General features: G+C 71.9%; 21 protein-coding genes and 2 pseudogenes. 13 read left to right on the top strand and 10 right to left on the bottom strand.

The genetic code is table 11. The features are described 5' to 3' along the window. Window positions 1-2 precede the first annotated feature (2 nt). From I4I82_RS15595 to I4I82_RS15580, 4 genes and pseudogenes are all read right to left on the bottom strand, one after another. The gene (locus tag I4I82_RS15595) at window positions 3-1682 is read right to left on the bottom strand and encodes an ATP-binding protein (protein ID WP_218592514.1); all 1680 of its coding nucleotides are present in this window, start codon (window positions 1680-1682) and stop codon (window positions 3-5) included. 14 nt (window positions 1683-1696) lie between these two features. After that, the gene (locus tag I4I82_RS15590; RefSeq protein WP_218595821.1) at window positions 1697-2143 is read right to left on the bottom strand and encodes a HEPN domain-containing protein; all 447 of its coding nucleotides are present in this window, start codon (window positions 2141-2143) and stop codon (window positions 1697-1699) included. Between the two features lie 62 nt (window positions 2144-2205). Beyond that, window positions 2206-3070: pseudogene (locus tag I4I82_RS15585) on the bottom strand (IS5 family transposase); the annotation flags it as partial. Between the two features lie 360 nt (window positions 3071-3430). Continuing rightward, complete coding sequence (locus tag I4I82_RS15580) at window positions 3431-4972, bottom strand: rolling circle replication-associated protein (protein WP_218591690.1); 1542 nt, start codon at window positions 4970-4972, stop codon at window positions 3431-3433. A gap of 534 nt (window positions 4973-5506) precedes the next feature. On the opposite strand from I4I82_RS15580, the gene I4I82_RS15575 reads away from it, so the two are divergent. From I4I82_RS15575 to I4I82_RS15560, 4 genes are all read left to right on the top strand, one after another. Continuing rightward, window positions 5507-6046 (top strand): dihydrofolate reductase family protein, encoded by a 540-nt coding sequence (locus I4I82_RS15575; protein WP_226370076.1) that lies wholly within the window; start codon window positions 5507-5509, stop codon window positions 6044-6046. Window positions 6047-6127: 81 nt separating this feature from the next. Then, window positions 6128-6895, top strand: a complete 768-nt coding sequence (locus tag I4I82_RS15570) for a helix-turn-helix domain-containing protein (protein ID WP_218591691.1) — start codon at window positions 6128-6130, stop codon at window positions 6893-6895. A 72-nt stretch (window positions 6896-6967) separates the two neighbouring features. Next, window positions 6968-8272: a tryptophan synthase subunit beta gene (gene trpB, locus I4I82_RS15565; RefSeq protein ID WP_218591692.1), complete on the top strand. Its 1305-nt coding sequence runs from the start codon at window positions 6968-6970 to the stop codon at window positions 8270-8272. Window positions 8273-8328: 56 nt separating this feature from the next. Next, on the top strand, window positions 8329-9519 hold the full coding sequence (locus I4I82_RS15560) for an FAD-dependent monooxygenase (protein ID WP_218591693.1): 1191 nt from the start codon (window positions 8329-8331) through the stop codon (window positions 9517-9519). A 128-nt stretch (window positions 9520-9647) separates the two neighbouring features. Here I4I82_RS15560 and I4I82_RS15555 read toward each other — a convergent pair. The 3 genes and pseudogenes from I4I82_RS15555 to I4I82_RS15545 form a co-directional block, all read right to left on the bottom strand. Further along, a pseudogene (locus tag I4I82_RS15555) lies at window positions 9648-10423 on the bottom strand (EAL domain-containing protein). A gap of 129 nt (window positions 10424-10552) precedes the next feature. After that, window positions 10553-10870, bottom strand: a complete 318-nt coding sequence (locus I4I82_RS15550; RefSeq protein ID WP_218591696.1) for a GAF domain-containing protein — start codon at window positions 10868-10870, stop codon at window positions 10553-10555. Window positions 10871-11011: 141 nt separating this feature from the next. After that, a complete protein-coding gene (locus tag I4I82_RS15545) occupies window positions 11012-12430 on the bottom strand; it encodes an amidase (RefSeq protein WP_218591697.1) in 1419 nt (472 codons plus the stop codon). Window positions 12431-12583: 153 nt separating this feature from the next. Between I4I82_RS15545 and I4I82_RS15540 the strand changes: the two genes are divergently transcribed. Further along, entirely contained in the window at window positions 12584-13543 is a 960-nt protein-coding gene (locus I4I82_RS15540; RefSeq protein WP_218591698.1) for a helix-turn-helix transcriptional regulator, read from the top strand. A gap of 4 nt (window positions 13544-13547) precedes the next feature. Here I4I82_RS15540 and I4I82_RS15535 read toward each other — a convergent pair whose 3' ends face one another. Continuing rightward, window positions 13548-14177, bottom strand: a complete 630-nt coding sequence (locus tag I4I82_RS15535; RefSeq protein ID WP_218591699.1) for a response regulator — start codon at window positions 14175-14177, stop codon at window positions 13548-13550. A gap of 108 nt (window positions 14178-14285) precedes the next feature. Between I4I82_RS15535 and I4I82_RS15530 the strand changes: the two genes are divergently transcribed. Continuing rightward, window positions 14286-17243: an ATP-binding protein gene (locus tag I4I82_RS15530; protein ID WP_218591700.1), complete on the top strand. Its 2958-nt coding sequence runs from the start codon at window positions 14286-14288 to the stop codon at window positions 17241-17243. Here the strand turns inward: I4I82_RS15530 and I4I82_RS15525 are convergent. Beyond that, window positions 17209-17601 carry a response regulator gene (locus I4I82_RS15525; protein WP_218591701.1) on the bottom strand — a complete coding sequence of 131 codons (393 nt, stop codon included), beginning with the start codon at window positions 17599-17601 and terminating at the stop codon, window positions 17209-17211. The genes I4I82_RS15530 and I4I82_RS15525 overlap by 35 nt on opposite strands. A 157-nt stretch (window positions 17602-17758) precedes the next feature. On the opposite strand from I4I82_RS15525, the gene I4I82_RS15520 reads away from it, so the two are divergent. From I4I82_RS15520 to I4I82_RS15490, 7 genes are all read left to right on the top strand, one after another. Further along, the gene (locus tag I4I82_RS15520) at window positions 17759-18535 is read left to right on the top strand and encodes a glucose 1-dehydrogenase (protein ID WP_218591702.1); all 777 of its coding nucleotides are present in this window, start codon (window positions 17759-17761) and stop codon (window positions 18533-18535) included. A 5-nt stretch (window positions 18536-18540) separates the two neighbouring features. After that, a complete protein-coding gene (locus I4I82_RS15515) occupies window positions 18541-19533 on the top strand; it encodes an LLM class flavin-dependent oxidoreductase (RefSeq protein WP_218595818.1) in 993 nt (330 codons plus the stop codon). Window positions 19534-19634: 101 nt separating this feature from the next. Next, entirely contained in the window at window positions 19635-21128 is a 1494-nt protein-coding gene (locus tag I4I82_RS15510; protein ID WP_218595817.1) for a class I adenylate-forming enzyme family protein, read from the top strand. A 33-nt stretch (window positions 21129-21161) separates the two neighbouring features. Next, the gene (locus I4I82_RS15505; protein ID WP_218595816.1) at window positions 21162-21950 is read left to right on the top strand and encodes an alpha/beta fold hydrolase; all 789 of its coding nucleotides are present in this window, start codon (window positions 21162-21164) and stop codon (window positions 21948-21950) included. A gap of 52 nt (window positions 21951-22002) precedes the next feature. Next, window positions 22003-22710: a DUF433 domain-containing protein gene (locus I4I82_RS15500; protein WP_218595815.1), complete on the top strand. Its 708-nt coding sequence runs from the start codon at window positions 22003-22005 to the stop codon at window positions 22708-22710. Further along, window positions 22688-23110 (top strand): PIN-like domain-containing protein, encoded by a 423-nt coding sequence (locus tag I4I82_RS15495; RefSeq protein WP_218595814.1) that lies wholly within the window; start codon window positions 22688-22690, stop codon window positions 23108-23110. Before I4I82_RS15500 ends, I4I82_RS15495 begins: the two co-directional genes overlap by 23 nt. 63 nt (window positions 23111-23173) lie before the next feature. Next, window positions 23174-23746, top strand: coding sequence for a hypothetical protein (locus I4I82_RS15490; protein ID WP_218595813.1), 573 nt, complete (start codon window positions 23174-23176; stop codon window positions 23744-23746). 74 nt (window positions 23747-23820) lie between these two features. On the opposite strand, the gene I4I82_RS15485 is transcribed toward I4I82_RS15490, so the two are convergent. After that, entirely contained in the window at window positions 23821-25185 is a 1365-nt protein-coding gene (locus I4I82_RS15485; protein WP_218595812.1) for a pyridoxal-phosphate dependent enzyme, read from the bottom strand. Between the last annotated feature and the right edge of the window lie 325 nt (window positions 25186-25510).

The raw sequence follows: 25510 nt of genomic DNA, 5'->3' as shown, positions 1-25510 counted from the left end.
TTTTAACTACTGGACTCCGTGACCTCGCCGATCAGCTCGCCTAAACGAGAAAGTTCAAAACTCGGCGCACCTCGAAGGATCGCGATTACCTGAAGAGGCGTACCTCCAACTTTGGTGTTTTCAGCACCTGTGCGCGTTCGGCGCGAGACTATTCGACCACTCTGGAAGTCAAGAATCTGAATGCCCTGCTTCAGTCTAGACCCAGAGAATTGGCTTAGGTCCAACATGAATGCCTCAGACCGCCTCCCGGCGATGTGGGGATTAGAGACGCTCGGATCGATTACGTGAATCAGTCGTACGTCCATCAGGTCAGTGAGGACTGAGTACAGCTCAGGATGAACTTCTTTGTCGCGGAAATCGACGAGGAAGTAGGTGTAGCTCTTTTCATTGAGGCAGAAATCTCGGACAATGCTAAGCGCTCGAACAGTCCGCTCAGCGACTTGAAGATTCGACGCCATATCTTCTTCGAGTTCCTGAATTTTTACTTGAGCAGCGTCGCCGGCAGCCTGATTAACCTCTTGAGCGCCGACCAACTTTGCACTTGCCCTTCGCTGGGCCTTGACAATCGTGTCACTGGCTAGAACTAGGTAGTCTCGGGGGACCGCACCAGAGGCTAGGACAAGCCGGTCCAGTGCTTTGCCATGGAAAAGCTTCGTCAGATTTGTGACGCCCACATGCCTCGCATACTCGAGCAAAATACTCTCTAGGAAACTCTTCGCTCGCTTCGGATCCTGAAGCGTGACGTCAAGATCGATAAGATCGGCGTCCTGAATTGTCTGCAAACCCATCGGCGGCGAAGACTGAAACCACCTCGTAAGATGCCGGATGGAGGCCACCTTCAGCCACGCTTCGCAGTCTCTAATGCAGGAATTGAGCATGTCTAGTACACGTGGTTGATCGTGTCGCGGCAAGTAGTAGAAATCGTCAAGGAAGATGTAGAGGGCGTTACCGCTCTGCTCCAGGAAGCGACGCAAGAGCCGAGAAACGCGAGGGATTAAGCGCTGCGCGTCGACTGTCTCAGTTTCTCGTTGCCCCAGCAGGCGGCGAACCTCGTCGAAAACTTCGACAGCCATCACCGAGATAAGCGACTCGGGACGGATCTCCTGCTGCCTTGTCGCAACTGTTGTAAGAATCTCCTCAAGAACGTACAGAAACACTCGATCCGCTGGCTCGTTTCGCAGCGTCTGAATGTTCACCCAGCAGGACAGAGAGCCCTCGCGCTCAACTTGCTGTTTCGCCTCAACCAGTAAGGCAGTTTTTCCTGCTCCACGGCGCCCAAATACAAGATGATGTCGGCCAGTGGTAATAGCGGCGATGCTGGATCGGATGTCACGAATATAAGACAGGCTGGGCTGAACTTCCGAAACACGTGATCGAGAGCTGATGAGGCGAACCAGTTCGGTAGCGCGGGGATCTTGGACGCCATCGACCATCGGATCTGACTTACTGTCCGAAGTCATCTCCTTTGGTGCGCGCCGAACTACGATGAACGCCCTATTTGTTTCAGATGAAATTATGCTGTCAAGTTCGTTACCGATCTCGGCTGCCCTATGAAAGTCTTCCTCCTTGACGAAGACTATATAGTTGGTCTCCTCAGGATAGGGCCGCACGGAGATACTAAGGAGCTCAACGCCGCCCCGCTCGCGAAACTCACGCTGAATGGTTTGCGTCACATCCAGCACGCTGGAGCTACCAGTCATAGGTAGTTGCAACCTTTCGCACGGAGGTAATCGATGGAGGTACTCAGAAGTATCGGGGCCAGTCCCTGCAAATCGCTAGCCATCGAGCGCCAGGTCGCATGTGGTGCGGGATAGGGCTCATAATCTGCGGCGTTACGATTTTCGCGTGCATTCTTAACTTCGTTACTCCAGTACGAGCGATCAGGAAAATCTTTAGGCAGGTTCCCAGGAAGCTTGGTGTGCGACTCGTGATCGTCGCCTTTGAAGCTAAAAAACACAACACCACGGATCGCGTGATACATCGAGTAGTAGTACCGACTTATCGCGCTACGCGGCTGGGCTGGACGAGCCCGAACGAAGCGATTAGCTGCTTCGAGAAAATGTTTCGCTAGTTCGATTCGATCAGCGGTCGCATGGTGGCGAAGATCATCGATGGTCGTCCGGGAAGTTGCAGCAAGGTGCACTCCTTCCCCGTAGTGACCAATCTGCTCCTTAGAGCGTGTTTGAGAAGATCAAGTCGCGGGTGTGAAGACGTACTTCTGTTGGCGGGCGGCCGGCTTGCCGCGGGCGATGCGGCGGGTGATGGTGTTGATCGCGGCCCAGCGGATCATGGCCTCGGAGACGGCGGGGTGGCGTTCGTAGTCGCGGGCCAGACGGCGGTGTGCGGTCAGCCAGGCCAGTGTCCGCTCGACCACCCAGCGGCGCGGGAGGACGGCGAACCCGCGCTGCTCAGGCGGTTTGCGCACGACCTCGACGCTGGTGCGCAGGATCGTGTTCGCCCACTCCAGCAGGCGTCCGGCGAACCCGGCGTCGGCGTAGACGAACCGCACCCTGGTGCGCAGGTACAGGTCGAGCAGGATCGACTTCGCCCCGTCGCGGTCCTGCACCGACGCCGAGCACACCACCGTGGTCAACAGCAGGCCCAGGGTGTCGGTCACGATGAACCGCTTCCGGCCGTTGATCTTCTTCCCTGCGTCGAAGCCGCGCGAGTCCTGCCCGACGGTGTCGGCACCCTTCACCGACTGCGAGTCGATGATCCCCGCGCTCGGTTCCGGGTCCCGCCCCTCGTCGGCACGTAGCTGACGGCGCACGACCGGGAGGATCTTCTCGGTGACCTTCTGCTGTTCCCACCGGTTGAAATACCAGTAGACGGTCTGCCAGGGCGGGAAGTCCGCTGGTAGAGCCCGCCAAGCGCACCCCGCCCGCACGACGTAGAGGATCGCGTCGACCACGTCCCGGCGCGGGTGCTTCTCCGGACGCCCACCCGCCCCGGCCTCGGGCAACAGCGGTTCGATCAACGCCCACTGCTCATCGCTGGTGTCCGAGGGATACCGCCGCTGACGCCGAGCCACCCGTCCACGATGGACCAGAGCGCGGCCCGCGCGGCGCAGACACGCCGACCCTTCTCAAACACGGTCTTAGTTGCTGCCGTGATGCGTCGAAGGACATCGGCACTTACGCCCTGTGCCATGCATCCTCCGCACGTCTAGCCATGGCGGCGACTCTACTGGCCATGAGGTCGCTCCGGCCTCAACGGATACCACTGTTTGACCCAGCAACCAGGGCTCCGCCCTGGACCCGGCACCGCTCAGGAGAGGCCGGGGCTCTCCCTCACGGCGCACCTGTGGCTATCAGGACCGGTGCCGGGCGCATCGGTCGTTCGTCCAGCGGGGCGCTCCACCGATGCGCCCGACCCCGCTCCTGATCGGGCGTTGCCTGCGCCGCGAGGGAGAGCCAGCTCGGGCACGTGGTCAAGAAGGAACCGCGGTAGTGAGGTCCGCGAGGTAGCGCGCGAGCTGGGAAGCGAACTCCGACCCGTCGTTGACGCAGACGAACCCGCGCCCGTGCTTGAACAACTCCTTCCGCACTGTTGAGCGCCGGTAGGTCACGCGGCCGGTTGCCTGGTCCACTCGCTGCACGCTGATCGTCTTGGTGAGGCCCTTGGCCCGGTACCAGCGCCGGGCGATGCGGCCGGCCGCGATCCCGACCGCCGGCGTCACCTGCCGGATGGCCAGCTCGCGGTGCAGGCCCCGGTACCCCCAGAACCGGCCCACGCTCCCCTCCTCCGTCACGTCGGCGTCGGGGCAGCCGCAGTCCGGGCACTCGTCCCGGTCGGAGTCGTAGCCGGCTCCGCACTCCGTGCACACGCAGACCGTCGTTAGCCACTCGCGTGGCACCTGGTGCTGGTACTCCTTGGCCCCGCCGGTGCCGTACTTGGCGAAGTACATCGCCATCCGGCGCGGGTCGGTGAGCTTGATGCCCTGCGCGTAGTCCACGCCCGTGCCGGCGAGCAGGTGGCGGCGGCGCTGCTCGGGGTCGGGGTGGCCGACGATGTCGGCCCAGGTGATCGAGAGCCAGCGCTTGAAGTCGACCCGGATCGGCTGCCCGGTGCTCGGGTCGTCGACCAGGGTCGTGCCCATTGGCGGGGTCGTGGAGAGGTGGAAGTGCGGGGCGCCCCGGCGCTGGAACTCCTTCTTCCACGGCCCGCGCAACGGCTCGCCCCAGGTCCGGGCGTAGCGCTTGCACAGCGCCTGGAAGTGCTTGGTGGCCGCGTCGGCGGTCGGAGCGACGGTGAGCCAGTCTCCGGGGTAGGTCAGCGTGAGCATGGCCGGGATGCGGCCCCGCCGGTCCTCGGTGGTGCGGCCGGCGTGCCGGCAGCGGGGGCAGCGCTCGAGGTCCTCGTCGTACTCGTGCCGGCAGCCGGCGCAGACGTGGAAGCGCCCGTAGAGGAACGTGTAGTCGAGGTCGGAGAGCCGCTCGACGAGCCGAGCTCGGGACTTCCGCGTCCAGGTGGTGATGGCGCCGCGGGTCGGCAGCGCCTCGGGCAGATCGCCCTTCGACGCCACGCGCATGTCGACCGTCTTCCGATGCCGCTCGACCGCGCGTTCGTGGGAGCGCTCGGCGCGGGCGTAGTCGCGAGTGCGGACGCGGAAGACGCCAGGGCTGACGACGATCTCCCACCGCGGGCCTTCCTTGAGGTAGCCCGCGTCCCCCTCGCGGATGTGCGGGATCAGGTCGGCCGCGTGCTGGACCAGCTCGGCGCTCGGGAACGACGGCTGCCACAGCGGAGCCGGCTCGGTGTCGACGTCCGGCCGTTCCGGTGCTCGGACAGATATGGCACATGGGACAAGCCCTGCCGGGCCGCCGGGCTCGGCCTGGGCGTGGCCACGGCCGAGGCGGCGCCCGGCCTGGCCGGGGCTCCAGCCTCCGGCGCGCCCCGGCCGGCCGGCGCCGCCGCCGGCCGTGGCCCGCGCCGGTCCGGACGGGCGGCCCGGCACAGATGTCCCGCGCATGGTGTCGAGCGCGGACGGGAGGACGGCGACGAGAGCGGGCGCTGTCGTCGACGTCGTCGAGCGGGCAGGATCAGCAGCGCCACGTGATGCGGGCGCAGGGGAGCGGTCGATCAACGGGAGCCCTCCGGAGAAGGCTCGACCGAGGTGCGTCCGGGGTGCGGACGCGATCGTGAGACGCGGGGTCAGGAGGTCAGCGCGGTTGCAGTCGTGGTTGCAGTTCGCGCGTTTATGGCCGGGTCGCCGCCCGTCGCATCAGGTCAGCGACCAGCGTGTCCGTACCCTCATGGACGGGCACGGACGGCACTGGTGCTGCCTCGTAATGCGTAGGTCTGGGGTTCGACTCCCCAAGGCGGCTCCATCCCCACCAGGGATCTCCCCCACAGCCACGTTCTTCCTCGGTCCAGGCGCGATGAGTTCGTGGTCCGCGGTTCGTCCACCCTCGCGACACCCGAGGAAGGACGTCGCCATGTCAGAGCTTCTCGTCGACTTCATCACCTCGCTCGATGGTCACGCATCGGGAGAGGGCTGGCCCGGGTGTTCTGGGGCCTGGAAGGCCCGGAGTACCTCGCGTGGCTCGGTGAGCAGCCCGAGATCACCTACCTGATGGGAGCGAACACCTACCGGCTGATGTCCGGCTTCGCCGGCGGCGAGGTCCCGGACGGGCAGGACGAGTTCAGGGCCGAGGAGGAGGCGTCCGTCGACGAGCTCACGCGAGCGACCAAGGTGGTGTTCTCCTCCTCGCTCGAGGGGCCGCTGACGTGGGCGAACTCCACGCTCGTGCGGGACGACGCCGTCGAGGCGGTCCGCGCCATGAAGGAGAGCGGCTCGGGGCTCCTCAGCACGATCGGCAGCCTGAGCCTGTGCCGGTCCCTGCTGCGGGCCGGGCTGGTCGACCGCTTCCGGGTGGGGATGTTCCCGGTGATCACCAGGGCCATGGGCGCGGAACGCATCTACGACGGCTGTCCGGACGTCGCCCTCGAGATGATCGAGCACCGGACCTTCGACGGTCGCATCCAGCTGGTCGGATACGAGCCGCGCGTGCTCGAGCACCCGCCGCTCGGCGCCCCTGCCTGACGGCGCCGCCGACCACGGGTGACGCCCGCACGTGGCACGATCGCCCCGGTCCGGTCGCCCACGAACCGAGGTCGCGCTGCCATGACCCGAGTCGATGCGATGACCTTCGCCCTCCCGCGCCCCGACCTCCTGCGGGCCCGGGCCGAGGCGTCCTCCTTCGACCTCCACCTGCACAGCACCTGTTCGGTGGTGGCGCTGCGGAGCGGTGCGGCGGAGGTGCGGTCGCGGTGGTGGAGCGGGACGGCCCGTGCCGGTGAGGTGTTCGTCGTCCGCCCCTTCGAGGTGCACGCGGGCACGAGCATCGACGAGTCGACGGAGTACGAGATCCTCTACCCGTCGGCCGGGTTCGTCGCCGGGTGCGTCCCCGCGATCACGACGCAGGTGGTGTCGCCGCGGGTCGAGTCACGCGACCTCATCGAGGCGCTGTCGACGCCCGGTGCGGACGGCGCGTCGATCGAGGCGTGCCTGCGGGCGCTCCTGCAGACGTGCGCGGCCCCGGTCGAGCCGCCAACGCCGACGGACGGGTCGGTGGCGCGAGCGGCCCGCTCGCTCATCGAGGAGAACTGCACGCGCACCATCCGCACCGAGGACCTCGCGCGCGAGATCGGCGTCCACGCGAGCCACCTCGCCCGGGCCTTCACGGGCGCGACCGGCGTCGCTCCCCAGACCTACGCCCGGCAGGTCCGGGTGGCGAAGGCCCGGGAGCTGATCTGCGCCGGTGTCGGGCTGAGCGAGGTCGCGCAGGTGCTCGGGTTCTCCGACCAGCCGCACCTGACCCGCGAGTTCAAGAAGGTCTACGGCGTGCCGCCGGGTGCGCTGGCCCGGAGCGTCGGTCCCCGGTCCGCGTAGACGCACATCCTGTTCAAGACCCTGCCCGGTGCGGGTGCCTAGCGTCGGCACCCGATCGAAGGGTGGAACACGATGCCGCACCTCGGGACCGTTCACGGCCGGCGCTACCCCGACGCCGACGGGTACTTCGGCGAGTTCGGCGGCAACCACTACCCGCCGGAGATGCGGGCGGCGCTCGACGAGCTGACCGCCGGGTACCGGGACCTGCAGGCCTCACCGGACCTGCGGCAACGGCTCGCCGCCGTGCGCACCGGGCTGCAGGGGCGACCCACCCCCGTGCACCACCTGGAGAACATCTCGGCGCAGGTCGGCGGCGCGCAGATCCACGTCAAGCGCGAGGACCTCAACCACACGGGCGCACACAAGATCAATCACTGCGTCGGCTTCGCGCTGCTGGCCCGGGCGATGGGGAAGCGCAAGCTGATCGCCGAGACCGGGGCCGGGCAGCACGGCGTCGCGCTGGCCAGCGCAGCCGCGTACTTCGGCCTCGAGTGCGAGGTCCACATGGGTGCTGTCGACGTCGAGAAGATGAGCGCCAACGTCGGGCGCATGCGGCTCCTCGGAGCGCAGGTCGTGCCGGTCTCGGCGGGGCAGTCCGCGCTCACGGAGGCCAGCGCCTCGGCGTTCCGCGCCTACGTCGAGCAGCGCGAGCACGCGCTCTACGCGATCGGGTCGGCGATCGGGCCGCACCCCTTCCCGCTGATCGTGCGGGACTTCCAGTCGGTCGTCGGACGGGAGGCGCGCGAGCAGTTCCTGGCGATCACCGGCGGCGCGCTGCCCGACCACGTCGTCGCGTGCGTCGCGGGCGGCTCGAACGCCATGGGCCTGTACTCCGGTTTCCTGGACGACCCCGGCGTCGCCCTGCACGCGGTCGAACCCCTCGGGGCCGACGGGCGGCACGCGGCCACGCTGACGTTCGGGCGCCCCGGGACGCTGCACGGTGCCCGCACCGTCGTCCTGCAGGAGGACGACGGCGCGACCGCACCGGTCTCGTCGGTCGCCTCGGGGCTGGTCTACCCCGGCATCGGCCCGGAGGTCGCGATGCTGCACGCGACGGGGCGGATCTCCGTCGACGCGGTCACCGACGACGAGGCCGTCGGCGCCTTCTTCCGCCTCTCGCGGTCCGAGGGCATCATCCCGGCGCTCGAGAGCGCGCACGCCCTCGCGTTCGCGATCCGCCTGGCCGCCGACCGGCCGTCGTCGGAGCGGGTGCTGGTGAACCTCTCGGGTCGGGGCGACAAGGACGTCGACTTCGTGCTCGCGAGGTACGGGGTCGACCACCTCGGCGATCGGGGCCGGCCCGGCCATCCCTCGGACCGTGGGGACTGCACCGGGCGCTCCTCGCGGGGATCGCCCGGAACGGGGTCCGACCGATGAGTCCCGGACCCCGGCGGCGTCTTCCCCTCGACCGACCGACCGATGGAGGAGGAACCGTGAGCGGTACCAGGGTGCTGGTGGCGGGGGCGAGCATCGCGGGGCCCGCGCTCGCCCACTGGCTGCACCGGCGGGGAGCCGAGGTGACCGTGGTCGAGCGGGCTCCCGGGCTGCGTCCCGGCGGGCAGGCGGTGGACGCCCGCGGGGTGGCCAGGGAGATCATCCGGCGCATGGGGCTCGACGCGGCGGTGCGCGCGGCGCGCACCGACACCGCCGGCGCCCACAGCGTGGACGCGGACGGGAACGTGCTGGAGACGTTCCGCGCCGACGACGACGGCGGTGACGGGTTCATCGCCGAGATCGAGATCCTGCGCGGCGACCTGTCACGGGTGCTCCACGACGACACCCGCGACGGCGTCGGGTACGTCTTCGGCGACCGGATCGCCGAGCTCGCGCAGGACGCGGACGGGGTCGACGTGGTCTTCGCCGGCGGCGACCGGCGCCGCTTCGACCTGGTCATCGGGGCGGACGGGCTGCACTCGGCGCTGCGGGCGACGGTCTTCGGGCCGCACGAGCGGTTCGTCCGCCACCTCGGGCTGGTGCTGGCCTTCTACAGCGTGCCCAACGAGTTCGGGCTCGACCGCTGGCTGCTCGACCACCAGGACTCCGGGCGCGGCGCCGCCCTGCGCCCGATCCAGGACGCCACCCGGGCGATGGCGACGTTCTCCTTCCCCGCGGCCGACTTCGCCGTCGACCACCGCGACCTCGAGGGCCAGAAGCGCCTGCTGCGCGAGCGCACGGAGGGCCTGGGCTGGCTGGCGCCGCGCATGCTCGCGCACCTCGACGACACCCCGGACTTCTACCTCGACCAGGTCGCCCAGGTGGTGATGGACCGCTGGTCGAGCGGGCGGGTGGCGCTGCTCGGGGACGCGGCGTTCAGCGCGTCGCCGATGTCGGGGCAGGGCACCGGGATGGCCCTGGTCGGCGCGTACGTGCTGGCCGGCGAGCTGGCGGCCGCCGGGTGGGAGCCGGAGGCCGGCTTCGCCGGCTACGAGAGGCGGATGCGGTCGTTCGTCGAGGCCAACCAGGAGATCGGCCGGATGCACGTGCACAGCCTCGGCGTGCCGGGCGCGGAGCCGGTCGCGGAGCTCGACGCCGACGGGTTCGCCGCGCTCATCGACCGCGCGATCAACGGCGACGAGCTCCCCGACTACGCGGGGGTGCCGGACTCCGGGGCCCTCGTCGGCTAGGTCTCAGCGCTCGGCGGCGACGGCGACGGCGGGCTCCGCCGGGAACAGGACCCGGTGGATGACGGCGACTCTCGGGCCGGGATGGCCTGTGGCACGACCGTGCTCACACACCGTCCGACGGGGCGTCGCTACGGGCACCCGAGGTCCCAGGACTCCGCGGGCGCGGGGGGTCCGAAGAGGTGGCCCTGGGCCAGGGTGCAGCCGAGGCCCGCGAGCACCTCGGCCTGCGACTCGCGCTCGACGCCCTCCACCACGACCGCGATACCCAGGTCGGCGCCGAACGTCAGCAGCGCCTTCACGAACAGGGCGGTGTCGACGTCGGTGTCGATGTCGCGCAGGAACCCCCGGTCGACCTTCATGGCCCGCAGCGGGATCTGCCGCAGGTGCAGCAGCGACGAGTACCCGGTGCCGAAGTCGTCGAGCGCGAGCAGGACCCCGAGGTCGTCGAGTCGTCCGGCGACCGCGGTCGCGGTGGGGAGGTCGTGGAGCAGCGCCTCCTCGGTGATCTCCAGGGTCAGCTGGCCGGGGTGGATCCCGTGGCGGCGCAGGCCCTCCGCCACCCGGTCGGGGAAGTCGTGGTCGCCCACAGCGGCGAGACGTTGATCCCGACGCGCAGCTCCTCGTGCCCGAGCTGGGCGTTCCACAGCGCGAGCCGGCGGACGGCGGTGTCGAGCATGTGGTCGGTGAGCGCGGGGAGCAGGCCCAGCCGCGCGGCCACCGGGATGAACAGGCCGGGCCGGACGAGGTCGTCCCCGTACGGCCAGCGGGCCAGGGCCTCGAACCCGACGACGGCGCGGTCGGGCAGCGTGACGATCGGCTGGTACGCGGCCTGGACCGCCCCGGTGGTGATCGCGTGCCGCAGCGGCTCGCCGAACGCCAGGTCGACCGAGGCGGGCAGCGCCATCGACGGGTCGAAGACGACGTAGCGTCCCTTGCCGGCGCGCTTGGCCTGGTACATCGCGGTGTCGGCGCGGGCGATCACGTTGTCGACGCCGCCCGTCGACCCCCTGGGGCCGAGCTCGGCGACCCCGACCTAGGCCCCGATCCCCGCGGTTCCGGCGAACTCCGGCACCTCCCGCACGTCCGGGGCGATGCACGGCGCCGCCACGTCGACGACGTGGCGGCAGAACGACTCCGACCACGGCTGGGCGTGGCCCGACGACATCCCGTAGAACTCGTCGTGCACGTGGAGGTGCACCTGCTGGTCGTCGACGTGGCGGCTCACCGACCAGAACGCGAGCGGGGCGTGCCGGCGCAGGTGGTCGACGACCCTCCGGCACGCCGCCTCGAACGTCCGGGACGGGGCGGCGGGCGCGGGCGGGCGCGGCGGACGGGCCGTCACACCGCTCATCGCGCTCACCGGCCTTCGTCGAGGACCTACAGCTCGGCTATCGCAGTGGGCGACGCGAACGTCTCTCCGACACGCGACTCTCACCCGTCGGAGTGACGGTGAACCGACCCCGGCGAGCGTGATCAGGTCCCCGTCGGAAGCTCAGAGGCCGGGCCGGCGGTCGGCCCAGGGGCGGGCCTGCTCGACGTTGGACGCGACGCGCAGCAGGAGGGCGTCCCGGTGGTGGCGGGCGGCGATCTGCAGCCCGACCGGCCGTCCGTCGGCGGTGAACCCGGCCGGGATCGTGATCGCCGGGTTGTTGAGCATGTTGTAGGGGTAGGTGAGCAGCCAGTCGAGCAGCTGCTCGCGCAGCGACGCCCCGTCGAGCCACTCGGGGGCGAACCGGTCGAGCGGGATCGTGGCGCTGCACAGCGTCGGCGAGACGAGGACGTCGTAGTCGTCCATGAAGCGGGTCCAGGTGTCCCACATCGCGCCGCGGAAGACGTCGGCGCGCCCGACGTCGACACCGGTCAGCTGCTCGCCCTCGCGGATGAGCGCGATGAGGTTGTCGTCGACCTGCCCGTGCAGCGACTCCCAGTCGAGCAGGTCGTGCTCGGAGGCGAAGCCGGGCACCCAGATGCCGTTCCACATCGCCTCGGACGCCGCGCCCCAGCCCGGGGTGGCGTCGGTGACGGCGGCACCGAGCCCCTCGAGGACCGGGAGGACCTCCCGGCACACGGCCAGGACCTCCGGGTCGACGTGGCAGCCCAGGCCGAGGTCGGGGGAGAACGCCACGCGCAGGCCCGTGATGCCGCCGGCGATCGCGGCGACGTAGGACTGCTCGACGCGCGGGATCGACAGCGGGTCGGCGTGGTCGGGACCGGCGACGACGTCGAGCATCAACGCGTTGTCGGTGACGGTCCGGGTGATCGGGCCGTGGTATGCCCAGTTGTAGTACCGGCCGGCGAGGATCGTCTGCGGGACGACGCCGGTGGTCGGCTTGAGCCCGACCACCCCGCACAGCGACGCCGGGATGCGCACCGACCCGGCGCCGTCGCTGCCCTCGGCGAGCGGGCCCAGGCCGGCCGCGACCGCCGCGGCGGCACCGCCGCTGGAGCCGCCCGCGCTGTGGCCGTGCTTCCACGGGTTGTGGGTGGGCCCGAACAGGTGGTTGTCGGTGCCGCCGTAGTAGCCGCTCTCGGGGGTGTTGGTCTTGCCGAGGAACAGCCCGCCCGCCTCGCGCATCCGCCGCACGAGCACAGCGTCCTCGGTGGCGGTGTTGTCCTTGAGCGGCACCATGCCGAACGTGGTCGGCAGCCCGGCGACGTTCGTCAGGTCCTTGATCGTGTACGGGACGCCGTGCAGCGGGCCGAGCTCGTCGCCGCGGGCGACGGCGGCGGTCAGCTCGGCGGCGTCGCGCACGACCTGGTCCCGGTCGATGTGGATGATCGCGTTGAGGTCGGGGTTGACCCGCTCGACGCGGTCGAGGACGGCGGCGGCGATCTCGGTCGGCGACAGCGCACCGCTGCGCACCTGCGCCGCCAGCTCCGTCGCGGACCGCCAGCTCAGCTCGTCGGACATGGGACCTCCTGCGCTCGTGAGGCCGGCACCGCGGCCTCCACCTCGTGGGGGACGGGACGCTAGGAGCGGTCGGCGGCGTCGGCATCGGTGGAATGACGGATGCGCCGATCGACCGCTACCACCGGCGCGCCCGCGGGGCTAGCGTCGCAGGGCATGAGCCAGCTGCGGGCGGCGCGCGACCTGCGCGCGTTCCTGCGGCGCCACGGCAGCCGGACGGCGGGCTCCGCGGCGGTCGTGGTGGAGGCGCTGCAGCTCATCGTGCCCACCGACTGCCTCGCCGTGTCGGCCTGGGATCCCGCGGCGCGGCGGCACCGCACGCTCGCCACCTCCTACCCCGGCACGGACACGTCCTTCTTCGACGACGAGTGGCACCGCGACCCGCTGTTCCAGCTGCCCCTGCGGCGGCGCGAGCCGGTGCGGATCCGCGACCTGACCGCCGGCGAGCGCCACGGCGCCGTGTTCGACCGCGTGATCGACCCGGCGGGGTTCCGCGAGGGCGTGACGCAGTGCCTGTACGCCTCCGACGGCCGCTACATCGGCATGGTCAACGCCAACTCCCAGGACGCCGGCACCCTCGACGACGACGTCGTGCACCTGCTCGACCTGGTGTCGCCGGACCTGGCCGCGGCGATCGACCCCGTGCCCACGCCGTCGCCGCTGACCGCGCGCCTCGCCGACGGCGGAGTCGACCGGGACATCCACGGCGGCGTCGAGGGCTTCCTGCTCGCCGCCGACGGCAGGACGCGACCGCTCTCCCCGGGGGCGCGGCCCGAGCTCGTGGCCGCGCTGCCGCCGACCGGCGCCCTGCCCGACGGCACCACCCACCTCGTCCTCGGCACCGCGGTGATCGCCCTCGACACGGCCCGCAGCGGCGACGGGACGGTCGTCCTGCACCGGGAGGTCCCGCCGCCCGACGGGCTCACCGTCCGCGAGCTGCACGTCCTGGCCCTGGTCGCGGAGGGGCACGGCAACATCGCGATCGGGCGGCGCTGCGGGATCAGCGCGCGGACCGTGGCCACGCACGTCGAGCACATCCTGCGGAAGACCGGGGCCCGCAACCGGGCCGAGGCCGCGAGCCGGGCCGCGCGCCTGCGACTGGTCGTCCGGGCCTGAGCGCTCACGGGGAGCGGTCGGGGCGTTCCCGGTCGGACCCGATCAGGCCGTTGCGAGCCGCAATCGCGACCGCCTCGAGCTTCGAGTGGGCGTCGAGCTTGGTGAGCACCCGCTGCACGTGGTTGCGGACGGTGTTGACGCTGATCCGCAGCTCGTCGGCGATGTCCTGGTTGGCCAGGCCGGCGCCGATGAGGCGCAGGACGTCGGCCTCGCGGCGCGTCAGGTCGCCGCCGACCGCCACCGGGCGGCGGCCGACGAGACCGCCGGCGACGTCGGGCGAGATCGGGGTCTCGCCGCGCAGCACGGCCTCGACCGCGGCGATCACCGTGGCCACGCTGTGCCGCTTGGTCACGAAGCCGTCGCAGCCGGCGTCCATCGCCTCCTGCAGGACGCTGCGCTGCTCGGCGGCGGTCAGCATGAGCACCCTCGTGCGCGGCGCGAGCCGCTTCACCGCCGCGACCCCGCCGGCGCCGGTGCCCGAGGGCAGGTTGTGGTCGAGGACGACGACGTCGGGCGCCGCCACCGCGATCGCGTCGAGGGCGTCGGCGACCGTGCCGCACAGCCCGACGACGTCCATCCCGTTCGCCGCGAGCGCCTCCCCGAGCAGCTCACCGAAGATCTGGTGATCGTCCACGAGCAGGACGGTGGGTGCGGGTCGCGGTGTTACGGTCCCCGCGACGGCCGCCGGCACGGTCACGCCCGGCTCCGGTGCGCCGAGGTTCCCGCGACGAGGTGGAACGCCATGCATGAGGTCCTCCGGCCCGACGGCGCCGTCGACGTCGGTCCGCACGGGGTCCGGGTCGTCCGCGCCGCCGAGGTCGCATCGCTGCGCCGATCGTCGCCTGATCGTGCCATCGTCGCGCTGGCCCGGTCGAGCTGCCCGGAGGAGGCGGTCGCGGCGCAGCTCGCCGGGGCCGACGTCGTCCTGCCCTGCGTCGACGGGGAGGAGCCCTCGCCCGAGCTCCTGGCGGCCGCGTGCTCCGCCGCCCGGGTGCTCGCGGGGCGGGCCGCGGTGCAGCGCGAGGAGACGCGCCGGGCCGCCCACGAGATCGCGGGCAACGCCTCCGCCGTCGCGATGGCCGCCCAGCTGCTCGCCGCCGAGGCGCCCGCCCGGTCGCGGCAGCTGCAGTCGCTCGCCGGCCAGGGGGCCGAGCTCGCGTGGCGCGCCGGGCGGGCGGCGCGGTCGGGCAGCGGGCCGCTGGAGCCACTCGACCTCGCCGCGGTGGTGCGCTCGCTGTGCCGGGTCGCGCGGTCGGGCGACGTCGTCCCGACGGTCCGGGTGGACGGTGCCACGGGCGCGCACGTGCTGGTCGACCGCGTGCGGTTCGCCCGGGCGATAACCAGCGTGCTGGCGAACGCCCGGCGGGCGGGCAGCGCGTCGATCGAGGTCCGGGTGCGCCGCGACGGGTCCGACGCCGTGGAGGTCGTGGTCACCGACGACGGCCACGGCCTCCCTGCGGGCTGGGACGCCGGCGCCGCGCTGCGCCCGTTCGCGACCGGCTGGGAGGTCCCCGGCGACGGGCTCGGCCTGACCGAGGCCGCGGAGTTCGCCGTCGACCACGGCGGCGGCCTGACCGTGGAGCCCGACCCGGCAGGCTCCGGCGCCCGGGTCCGGCTGCGGCTGCCCGTCGCCCCGCCCGGCCCGGTGCCGGCGGGGGCGCCACTCGTCCCCCCGGTCGGGGAGGCCGACTGGTCGGTCGTGCGGATCCTCGAGGGCATCGCGCGCCGCGACCCGCTCGCCCACAGCCTCGACGCGCTGGTCACGGCGATGGAGCAGCGCCTGCCGGGCAGCGTCTGCTCGATCCTGCTGCTCGACCAGGCCGCCGGCACGCTGCTGCACGGCGCCGGTGAGCGCCTCCCCGAGCCCTACCGCGCGGAGATCGACGGCGTGCGGATCGGCCCGTTCGCGGGCTCCTGCGGCACGGCGGCCTTCACGCGCAGCGAGGTGATCGCCGCCGACATCGGCACCGACGTGCGGTGGGCCGACTACCGCACGGTCGCCCTGCGCCACGGGCTCCGCTCGTGCTGGTCGACGCCGATCCTGGACGTCGACCGCGGGATCGTCCTGGGCACGTTCGCGGTCTACCACGCCACCAGCTGGACGCCCGACGCCGCGGCCACGGAGCTCGTGCAGCGGCTCACCCACGTCGCCGCCGTGGCCATCGGCACCGCGGAGCTGCACGAGCAGCTCGTCGAGAGCGAGGCGCGCTTCCGCAGCACGTTCGAGACCGCGGGTCTGGGGATCGCGCTGGTCGACCCGGGCGGTCGCATCCAGCAGGCGAACGCCGCACTCACGGCCATGGCCGGGCGGCGGGTCACCGGCCTGCGACTGGTCGACGTCGTCGACGCCGACGACGCGCGCGCGATCGAGGACGCGATGGCCGACGCGCTCGACCCCGCGGGCGGCACCGGGTCCGCCGCCGTCACCGACCGGCTGCCCCCGGCCGAGGTCCGGCTCTGGGTCACCGGCCGCGAGGAGCCGCTGTGGGCGGCGCTGGGCGGCTCGCTCGTGCGCGGCCACGACGGCGAACCGCGGCTGTTCTGCCTGGAGCTGTTCGACCTGACCGAGCGCAGGCGCGTGGCGCAGGCCCGCCGCGAGCGGGCCGTCGCGGAGGCCGCCAACCACGCGAAGAGCGACCTGCTCGCGCTGGTCAGCCACGAGCTGCGCACCCCGCTCAACGCCGTGATCGGGTTCGCGCAGCTGCTCGGCGCGGCCGCGCTGACCGAGCAGCAGCAGCGCGACGGCGTCGGGCACATCCTCGGCGCCGGGCGCCACCTGCTCCGGCTGATCAACGACCTGATCGACCTGACGGGCGCGGAGACCGGTCAGCTGCGGCTCGCCGCCGAGCCCGTCGCGCTGTCCGGGGTCGTGGGGGAGGCGCTGGAGATCGTCGCCGGGCTGGCCGTGGAGCGCGGCGTCGAGCTCGACGCCCCGGACGGCGGGGCGGCGCACTGGGTCCGGGCCGACCGGCAGCGGCTCCTGCAGGTGCTGCTCAACCTGCTGGGCAACGCCATCAAGTTCACGCCGCCCGGTGGCCGGGTGACCGTCGGCGTCGAGCGGGGGGCGGTGCGGGTGACCGACACCGGCCCGGGCATCGGGCCCGACCACCTCGACCGGCTCTTCACCCCGTTCCACCGCGCCAGCGACACCGGCGCGGAGGGTTCGGGCCTGGGTCTCGCGCTGTCGCAGCGGCTCACCGCGGCGATGGGCGGGCGGCTGGCGGTGGAGAGCGTCGTCGGCTCCGGCAGCACCTTCCGCGTCGAGTTGGCCGCGTGCCCGCCCGAGCGGGACGGGAGCGCCGGGCCGGTGGACCCGGTCCCGGCGCACGCGCCGCGGGGGCGGGTGCTCTACCTGGAGGACGACGGGGCGAGCCGCCAGCTGCTCGCGTCGGCGCTGTCGCGGTGGCCCGCGGTGTCGCTGGGGCTGGCCCGGACGTGCGCGGAGGCGCGGTCGCTGCTCGGGGAGCACCCGGTCGACCTGCTCGTGATCGACGTCGAGCTGCCCGACGGCAACGGCTGGGACCTCGTGCGCGAGCTGGCCGACCGCGACCACGGGGTGCCGCCCGCGGTCGTCGTCACGGCCGGGGGGCGGACCGCGCCGCCCGGGATGGAGGCCGTGCCGGTCCTCGGCAAGCCTCTGGTGATCGACGAGGTGCTCGCGGCGATCAGCCGGCAGCTGCCCGCACCCGCTCCGAGCTGACGCGCAGCAGCACGGCCAGGAACTCCGCGACGTCGATCGGCTTGGGCAGGCACGCGTCGGCACCGGCGGCCCGGGCGCGCACCAGGTCGTCGGCGCTGGTCACGCCGGTCAGCGCGACGACGGCGACGGCGTCGTGCGCGGGGTCGGCGCGGATCCGGCTGATCAGCCGGTAGCCGCCGTCGCGGTCGACGCCCATGAGGAGGTCGGTGACCACCGCCGCGGGCACCGGCCCCTCGGCGATCAGGCGCAGGCCGCCCGCGACGTCCGCGCTCGTGCGCACCCGGTGCCCGGCGGACTCGAGGACCATCCGCAGCAGCTCCAGGCCCGCGTCGTCGTCGTCGACCGCGATCACGTCCATCCTCGCCACCTCCCCGCAGCACGGTAGGGGCTCGGACGGGCCCGGGAGATGGTGCGGATGCACCAGTCACGGGTGGTGCCGCGAGCGCTTCTCGGCCCCCGTACCCGCTCCTAGCGTGGCGCACACCACACGCTCACCAGATCAACGGAGGACTTCAGTGGGACGAGTTGAGGGCAAGGTCGCCCTGATCACCGGCGGCGCACGCGGGCTGGGCGAGGCCACGGGCCGCCTGATGGCCCAGGAGGGCGCGACGGTCGTCCTCACCGACGTCCTCGACTCCGAGGGCGAGACGCTCGCCAAGGACATCACCGCGAACGGCGGCAAGGCGAGCTACGTCCACCAGGACGTCACCGACGAGGGCGCCTGGGCCGAGATCACCGGCGCCATCGTCGCCGAGCACGGCCGCCTCGACATCGTCGTGAACAACGCCGGCATCGTGCTCGACGCCAACGTCGAGGACACCACCCTCGAGGGCTGGCGCCACGTCAACGCCATCAACAGCGAGGCCGTCTTCCTCGGCACCCGCGAGGCGATCCGCGTCATGAAGTCCCAGGACCCGCGGGGCGGCTCGATCGTCAACATCTCCTCGATCGCCGGCCTCGTCGGCATCGACAACCTCGCCGCGTACAACGCGTCGAAGGGCGCGGTGCGCCTGTTCACGAAGTCGGCGGCGCTGCACGTCGCCAAGCAGGGCTACGGCATCCGCATCAACTCGGTGCACCCCAGCTACACCTGGACCCCGATGGTGCAGCACCTCGGCGACAACATCGGTGACCGCGACGCGTTCTTCGACGCACTCTCGCAGGTCCACCCGCTCGGCCGCCCCGGCGAGCCGATGGACATCGCCTGGGGCGTGCTCTACCTCGCCTCCGACGAGTCGCCGTGGGTCACGGGCTCCGAGCTCGTGATCGACGGCGGGATCACCGCGGCGTGACGGACATGAAGCTCGCTCTCTACCTGCCCAACTTCCGTGACAAGGTGACCGTGAAGGAGTTGGAGGACCTCACCGAGCTGGCCGAGGACCTGGACTTCGACTCGGTCTGGACGCTGGACCGGATCGTGGTCCCGGAGGCCTCGGACCGTCAGGAGCTGCAGTACTCGTTCGGGATGATGGAGGGCCTGCCCAAGGCCCTGCCGGTGTCGGCGCGGGGTGAGTGGTTGCAGGGGATGCCGCTGATCCCGTGGCTGGCCGCGAAGACCACGAAGGTCCGGATCGGCATGAGCATCATCGACACGCCGTACCGGTCGCCGGGTGTGCTGGCCGCGGAGCTGGCCACGATCGACCACCTGTCCCACGGTCGGTTGAACGTGGGTGTGGGGTCGGGGTGGATGCCCGAGGAGTTCGCGGCGGCGAGTGCGGCGCACATCTTCCCCAAGCGGCACAAGCACGTGCGCGAGACGATCGAGATCATGCAGGGGATCTGGTCCAACGAGCTGTTCGAGTACCACGGGGAGTTCGCCGACTTCGAGTCGTGTGGGTTCGGGGCCAAGCCGGTGCAGCAGCCGGGGCCGCCGATCTATTTCTCCGGGTTGAAGGATCCGAAGCGGTCGGCGATGCGGATCGCGAAGTACGACCTGTCGGGGTGGATCGGGATCCAGGACTCCCCGGAGGACATCGGGCGCTGGCGCACCGAGATCCAGCGTGAGCTCGACGAGCTGGACACCTCGCGGTCGGTGGATGATCTCGACATCTGCACGATGTTGTGGACGGTGATCACCGATGAGGACGTGGACCAGTCCCCGGCGGGGAAGGTGACGAACCTGATGGTGGGTTCGCAGGGGCAGATCACCGACCGGCTCAAGGCCTACAAGGAGGCCGGTCTGGACATGCCGTTGATCTGGCCGCCGTTCGCGGACGTGCCGGTGTCCAAGACGCTGGACGACCTGAAGCGGATCAAGAACGACATCATGCCGAAGGTCGACGCGAGCTAGCCACCCTCGCAGTACCCGCGCGCGGAGCGCGACCGTCCCCCCGCGGTCGCGCTCCGCGCGCGGCACACCCGTCGCTGGAGACCCCGTCGCTGGAGGACCCCGTGAACATCGCCGCCCTGCTCGCCGACGGGATCGCGCGGGCCGCCGACCGGCCCGCGCTCGTCCAGGGCGACCGCACGCTGACCTACCGGGCCCTGGGCGAGCGGGTCGGCCGGCTCGCCGCCGGCTACGCCGGGCTGGGCCTGCGGCGCGGCGACCGCATCGTGCTGGTCATGCCCAACCGGCCCGAGCTCGTCGAGGCGATGTGGGCCGCGTTCCACGGCGGGTTCGTCGCCGTGCCGGTCAACTGGCACCTGCACCCCGACGAGGTCGGCTACATCGTGCGGCACAGCGGCGCGTCGGCCGTCGTCGTCAGCGAGGAGACGGCGGCGGTGGTCCGCGACCTCCCCGACGGTGTGCGGGTGGTGCGGGTCGGTGACACCGCCGGATCCGACACGGCTGTGAGCCACGAGGACGTCCTGGCCGCCGAGCCCGCCCCCGCGGCCGACACCGGTGACGACGACCCGGCCTGGCTCTTCTACACCTCCGGCACCACCGGCCGTCCCAAGGGCGCCACGCTCACCCACCGCAACCTCGCCGCGATGGCGCAGGCCTACCTCGTCGACCTCGACCCGGTCGCCGACGGGAGCACGTTCCTGCACGCCGCCCCGCTGACGCACGGCAGCGGGATGTACCTGCTGCCGTCGACGGCGCGGGGCGCGACGCAGGTCATCGCCCCCGGCACGAGCTTCTCGCCCGCCGGCTTCGTCGCGCTCGTCGAGGAGCACGGCGTCACCCACGCCGCGTTCCTCGCCCCGACGATGCTCCGGCGCGTGGTCGACGAGGCCCGCGACCGGCCGCTGCCGACGCTGCGCAGCGTCGTCGTCGGCGGGGCGGCGCTCTACCAGGAGGACCTGCGCGCCGCCGTCGACGTGCTCGGGCCGGTCGTGACCCAGATGTACGGGCAGGGCGAGGCCCCGATGACGATCACCGTCATGCCCGCGGACGAGGCGCTCACCCGTCCCGGGTCCTGCGGCCGGCCCTTCCACGGCGTCGAGGTCCGCATCGTCGACGCGGAGGGCGAGCTCCTGCCCGAGGGCGCCGACGGCGAGGTGCTCGTGCGCGGCGACGTCGTCATGCGCGGCTACTGGGACGACCCCGCCGCCACCGCGGCCGCGCTGTCCGACGGGTGGCTGCGCACCGGCGACATCGGCCACCTGGACGCGGGCTACCTGCACCTCACCGACCGGGCCAAGGACGTGATCATCACGGGCGGGTCGAACGTCTACCCCCGCGAGGTCGAGGAGGTCCTGCTGACCCACCCCGGCGTCCGCGAGGCGGCGGTGGTCGGCGTCCCCGACCCGGAGTGGGGGGAGTCGATCCGGGCGTTCGTCGTCGCCGTCGGCGAGCCGACCGCCGACGAGCTGATCGCGCACTGCCGCGACCGCCTCGCCTCGTTCAAGAAGCCGCGCGAGGTCGTGTTCGTGGCGGAGCTGCCCAAGAACGCCACGGGCAAGATCCTCAAGCGCGAGCTGCGGCAGTTCCGGGCCTCGTAGGATCTGCACTGCAGACGGTCGGGGGGAGCACCGGTGGTGGTCGACGGGGTTCGCGTCCTCGGCGGGTCCGGGACGCCGGTGCTGCTGCCCGGCGGCGCCGAGGCCTGCGACGGCTTCTTCCCCGGACTGCCCGAGGGGCTCGTGGCCGACCCGGGCTGCCGGGTGATCCTCCACGACCGTCCGGGCACCGGGGCGTCGCCGGAGGAGGGGTCGCTGGCCGGCGCCGCGGCGCACCTGGCGTCGGTCGTCGACGGGCTGGGCTGCGGCCCGGCGGTCGTGGTCGGGCAGAGCCTGGGCGGGGCCGTGGCGATGCTGCTCGCGCGCGACCACCTGGAGGCGGTCGCGGGCCTGGTCCTGCTCGACCCCACGCCGATCGACGACCCCGTCGCCTGCGCCCGCATCGAGCGTTCGATGGCCGTCGTGGAGAAGCTCGTCCGGGTGCCACTGCTGCGCCGGGCCCTGTCCGCCGCCCTGCGCGCCTCGTCCGCCCGCGAACGCCGTCGCCTGGACCTGCGTCCGGACTGCGCCGCGGCCCACGCGCGCATCGGGGACCTCGACTTCGGCACGCTGGCCCGCTCGGTCCGCGGCATCACCGCGCTCTCGGCCGGGTTGCGGGAGTCGGACCTGCCCCGGGTGCCGGCGGTGGTGGTCACGGCCGACCGCCGGGCGACCGACGCCATCCGCACCGCTCACACCCGGCTCGCGGACGCCCTCGACGCCCCCCTCGTGACGTGGCCGGGGGCGAGGCACAACCTGCACCTCGACCACCCCGTCGAGACGCTCGCGACGGTGCGGGAGCTGGTGCGGCGGGTGGAGGCCTGAGCGTTCCGCGAAACGGGCCGTGGTGAGGATCGGGAGGTGGCAGACTCCTCCCGTGCCCGCCGACGACCGCTTCCGCGTACCGCTGTACTCGGTGACGGAGGCGGCGCGGTACCTGGACGTGCCCGTGTCGACCTTCCGGACGTGGGCGCACGGCTACCTGCACCGCACGGAGGGACGCCGCCCGGTCACCGGTGATGCGATCGTCACGACGCTGCCTCGCGACGCGGGCATGTCGGTGCCGTTCGTGGGTCTCGCCGAGGCGCACGCGCTGGCCGCCATCCGGGGCGCGGGCGTCCCGCTGCAGCGGATCCGGCCGGCGCTCGACCTCCTGCAGCGTGAGCTGGGCATCGAGCACGTCCTGGCCTCGCGGTCGCTCTACACCGACGGCGCGGAACTGCTCTACGACTTCGCCGAGCGGGAGGGCGACACCCCCGAGGCCCGCGGTGCCCGTGACCTCGTCGTCGTGCGGCACGGGCAGCGCGTCTTCAACGACGTCGTCGACAGCTACCTCCGCCGTGTCGACTTCGCCGAGGACGGCTGGGCCCAGCGCATCCACCTCCGCAAATACGGCACGGCCGACGTGGTCGTCGACCCTCGGCGGTCCTACGGGATCCCGATCTTCGCCCGCGGTGCGGTCCGGGTCGAGACGGTCATCGCCGCGTTCAAGGCCGGCACCGACATCGACGGCCTGGTCGCCGAGTACGGCGTTCCCCGCGACGACCTGCTGAGCGTGCTGCGTGTCCACACCGCGGCGGCCTGACACCCCCACGTTCTTCACCGACCGCGACCTCGGGCGCCTGGCGTTCCCCGACGGGCTCCGGGCCGCTGGCCTGACCGTCGTCACGATCTTCGAGCACTACGGCGTCGAGGAGAGCCAGACCGTGGTCGATGACGTCTGGCTGCCGGAGGCGGCGCGGCGCGGTTGGCCGGTGCTCTGCTGCGACTCCAAGCACCGCAAGCGGCGCCGACCCGCCGAACGAGCCGCGCTGCTCGACAGCGGGGTCCGCGAGTTCGTCCTCAACGGCAACGTCCCGGCGGCGGAGAACGTCGCCCGCGTCCTGCAGAACCTGCCCGCGATCGTGGCAGCGTGCCGTCGGCCGGGGCCGTTCGTCTTCCGCGTCCACCCGTCCCGGATCGAGCGGCTCGGCCTGGATCGATGACTGTTTACCGCATGCTCGGTCGTGGCGCCGGGCCATACGCGCCACCCGTGGAACCCTGCGGCGATGGATCTCGGATCGGTACCTGATTGGATCTCCGCCATCGCCACAGTGGGCGCGCTGGTCGCCGCGGTGGTCGCCGGATGGGCGGCGTACCAGCAGTTGACCATGTTGAAGAACGACGCGAGGAAGCGTCAGCGCCTGGAAGACCAGGCCGACGCCGCCGGCGTCGCGATCTGGGTCCGTGTCGGGACCAAGGACAAGTTGCCGCTCATCCGCTACATCAACCGCAGCGGTATGCCGATCTTCGAACTGACAGTGTGGATCGACACTCCTGATCACCGCTTCCGCATCTACCGCACGGTGGCCGGTCCGGCCTTCGATACCCGGGAGATGCGACAGGGCACGACCGAGCTGCGGGCGATCGCGGCGAGGTTGAACTACGAGCCGGACTGGAACGGTCTGCTCGACGAGACGCACCTCCGATGCGCTTCACGGTTCCGGGACTCGGCCAACAAGTGGTGGTTCCGCGATTTCAACGGGACGCTGTCCGGCGCCAAGGAGAAGCCTGGCGCTCCGCAGCGACACGGCGAGAGCAACCGCAACGCGTCGGATGAGGGGATCGGCGTAGCAGGTTGATCGCTGTGAACTCGCCATCAATTCCCATATCTCGGCGAGACCCTAGATCCCGTTAGAGAAGCCGATCGACCCGCTCACCCCGCACGCGCCACCAGCTCCGCGCGGGTCACCAGGCCGGCCAGGCGGCCGTCGCGCAGCAGGACGGCGTGGTCGGCGCCCGCCGCGTCGAGCCGGGCCAGGGCTTCGGCCGCCGTGTCGCCGGTGCCCACCGAGGCGGGCGGGCCGGACATCACCTCACCCACCGGCGTCGCCGGGTCCCGGCGGGCGAGGACGGCCGGGTCGAGCGCGCCCAGGATCTCGGAGACGGCGGTCGCGAAGCGGGGGTCGCGGCCGTGCAGCACTACGGGGAGCAGCGGCTGGTCGCGCGCCGGGCCCGCGGCCAGCGCGGCGGCCTCGGCGAGCGGGGTCGCGGTGGTGACGACGTGCACCGGGCCGGTGGCGTCGGCGAGCAGGCCGGGGCGGTCGTCGTCGAGGAAGCCCAGGCGCCGCAGCCAGTCGGCGGAGTGGTACTTCGACAGGTAGGTGCGGCCGGAGTCGGGCAGCACGGCGACGACGACGTGCTCGGGCCCGAGCCCGCGCGCCACCCGCAGGGCCGCCGCGACGGCCAGCCCGGACGACGCCCCCACCAGCATTCCCTCCTCGCGGGCGAGGCGGCGGGTGGTCAGCACCGACTCCCGGTCGCCGATCACCTCGATGCGGTCGACGACGTCGCGGTGGTAGGACAGCGGCCAGACGTCGGTGACCGTGCCGGTGTGGCGGTAGTGGCCGGCGGCCTCGACGAAGAAGGGGCTGCCGTCGCCGCCGTGGTAGACCGAGGTGGCGGGGTCGGCTCCCACGACCTCGACCGGCCCCTGCTCCTTGAGGTAGCGCCCGGTGCCCGAAATCGTGCCGCCGGTGCCGATCCCGGCGACGAGGTGCGTCACGCGCCCGCCGGTGGCCGTCCAGATCTCCGGTCCGGTCGTCGCGCGGTGCACGGCCGGGTTGGCGGGGTTGTCGTACTGGTCGGCGAACCAGCCGCCGGGCGTCTCCTGCGCGATCCGCTGCGCCAGCCGGTTGACGTGCTCGGGGTGCTCCCGGGGCAGGCTCGACGGCGTCGTGACCACCTCGGCGCCGTAGGCGCGCAGCACGTCCATCTTCTCGACGGCGACGGTCTCGGGCAGGACGACGACGATCCGGAACCCGCGCACGGCCGCAGCCTGCGCCAGCCCGATCCCGGTGTTCCCCGACGACGCCTCGACGATCGTGCCCCCGGGCCGCAGCGACCCGTCACGCTCGGCCGCGAGCACCATCGCCGTGGCGGCGCGGTCCTTCACCGAGCCGCCCGGGTTGAGGTACTCGGGCTTGACCAGCACGGTCGCGGAGAGCCCGGCCGCGAGCCGGCACAGCCGGACGAGCGGGGTGCCGCCGACGAGGTCGATCAGGGAGTCGTGGATGAGCACGCCCCATCATGTGCGGCGCGCCGGCCGTGCGCTCTGCGGGTCTCGACCGCCGTGTAGCAGCAGCGCTAGAGAGCCGTAGAAGCCGCGATGGAGGGGGAGCCGGAGAGGTCGACGAGCTCGGACGACGGGCCGGAGAACAGCCCCGCCACCGCACCGACCACCGTCCCCACCCGCCGCGCCGGGGTGCTCCCGACGACACGGATCGCGGTCTGCAGGCGGCCACGCCGGGGCGGGCGCGCGGGTGCGCGATCCACGGCACGCCGGGCGACAGGTCCTGGGCGGCGTCGACGTGGGGCCGCATCCGCTCCTCGGTCTCGGCGAACGC

The organism is Pseudonocardia oceani (assembly GCF_019263585.2).
Classification (GTDB): domain Bacteria; phylum Actinomycetota; class Actinomycetes; order Mycobacteriales; family Pseudonocardiaceae; genus Pseudonocardia; species Pseudonocardia oceani.
The sequence above is the reverse complement of the archived record's forward strand: the minus strand, read 5'-3'. Positions and strand labels throughout refer to the sequence as shown.

Coding starts and splice junctions, on each gene's coding strand:
- I4I82_RS15580 (WP_218591690.1), bottom strand. CDS start 4,972: ATGCGCGGGACATCTGTGCCGGGCCGCCCGTCCGGACCGGCGCGGGCC.
- I4I82_RS15570 (WP_218591691.1), top strand. CDS start 6,128: ATGACCCGAGTCGATGCGATGACCTTCGCCCTCCCGCGCCCCGACCTC.
- trpB (WP_218591692.1), top strand. CDS start 6,968: ATGCCGCACCTCGGGACCGTTCACGGCCGGCGCTACCCCGACGCCGAC.
- I4I82_RS15550 (WP_218591696.1), bottom strand. CDS start 10,870: ATGAGCGGTGTGACGGCCCGTCCGCCGCGCCCGCCCGCGCCCGCCGCC.
- I4I82_RS15545 (WP_218591697.1), bottom strand. CDS start 12,430: ATGTCCGACGAGCTGAGCTGGCGGTCCGCGACGGAGCTGGCGGCGCAG.
- I4I82_RS15540 (WP_218591698.1), top strand. CDS start 12,584: ATGAGCCAGCTGCGGGCGGCGCGCGACCTGCGCGCGTTCCTGCGGCGC.
- I4I82_RS15530 (WP_218591700.1), top strand. CDS start 14,286: ATGCATGAGGTCCTCCGGCCCGACGGCGCCGTCGACGTCGGTCCGCAC.
- I4I82_RS15525 (WP_218591701.1), bottom strand. CDS start 17,601: ATGGACGTGATCGCGGTCGACGACGACGACGCGGGCCTGGAGCTGCTG.
- I4I82_RS15515 (WP_218595818.1), top strand. CDS start 18,541: ATGAAGCTCGCTCTCTACCTGCCCAACTTCCGTGACAAGGTGACCGTG.
- I4I82_RS15490 (WP_218595813.1), top strand. CDS start 23,174: ATGGATCTCGGATCGGTACCTGATTGGATCTCCGCCATCGCCACAGTG.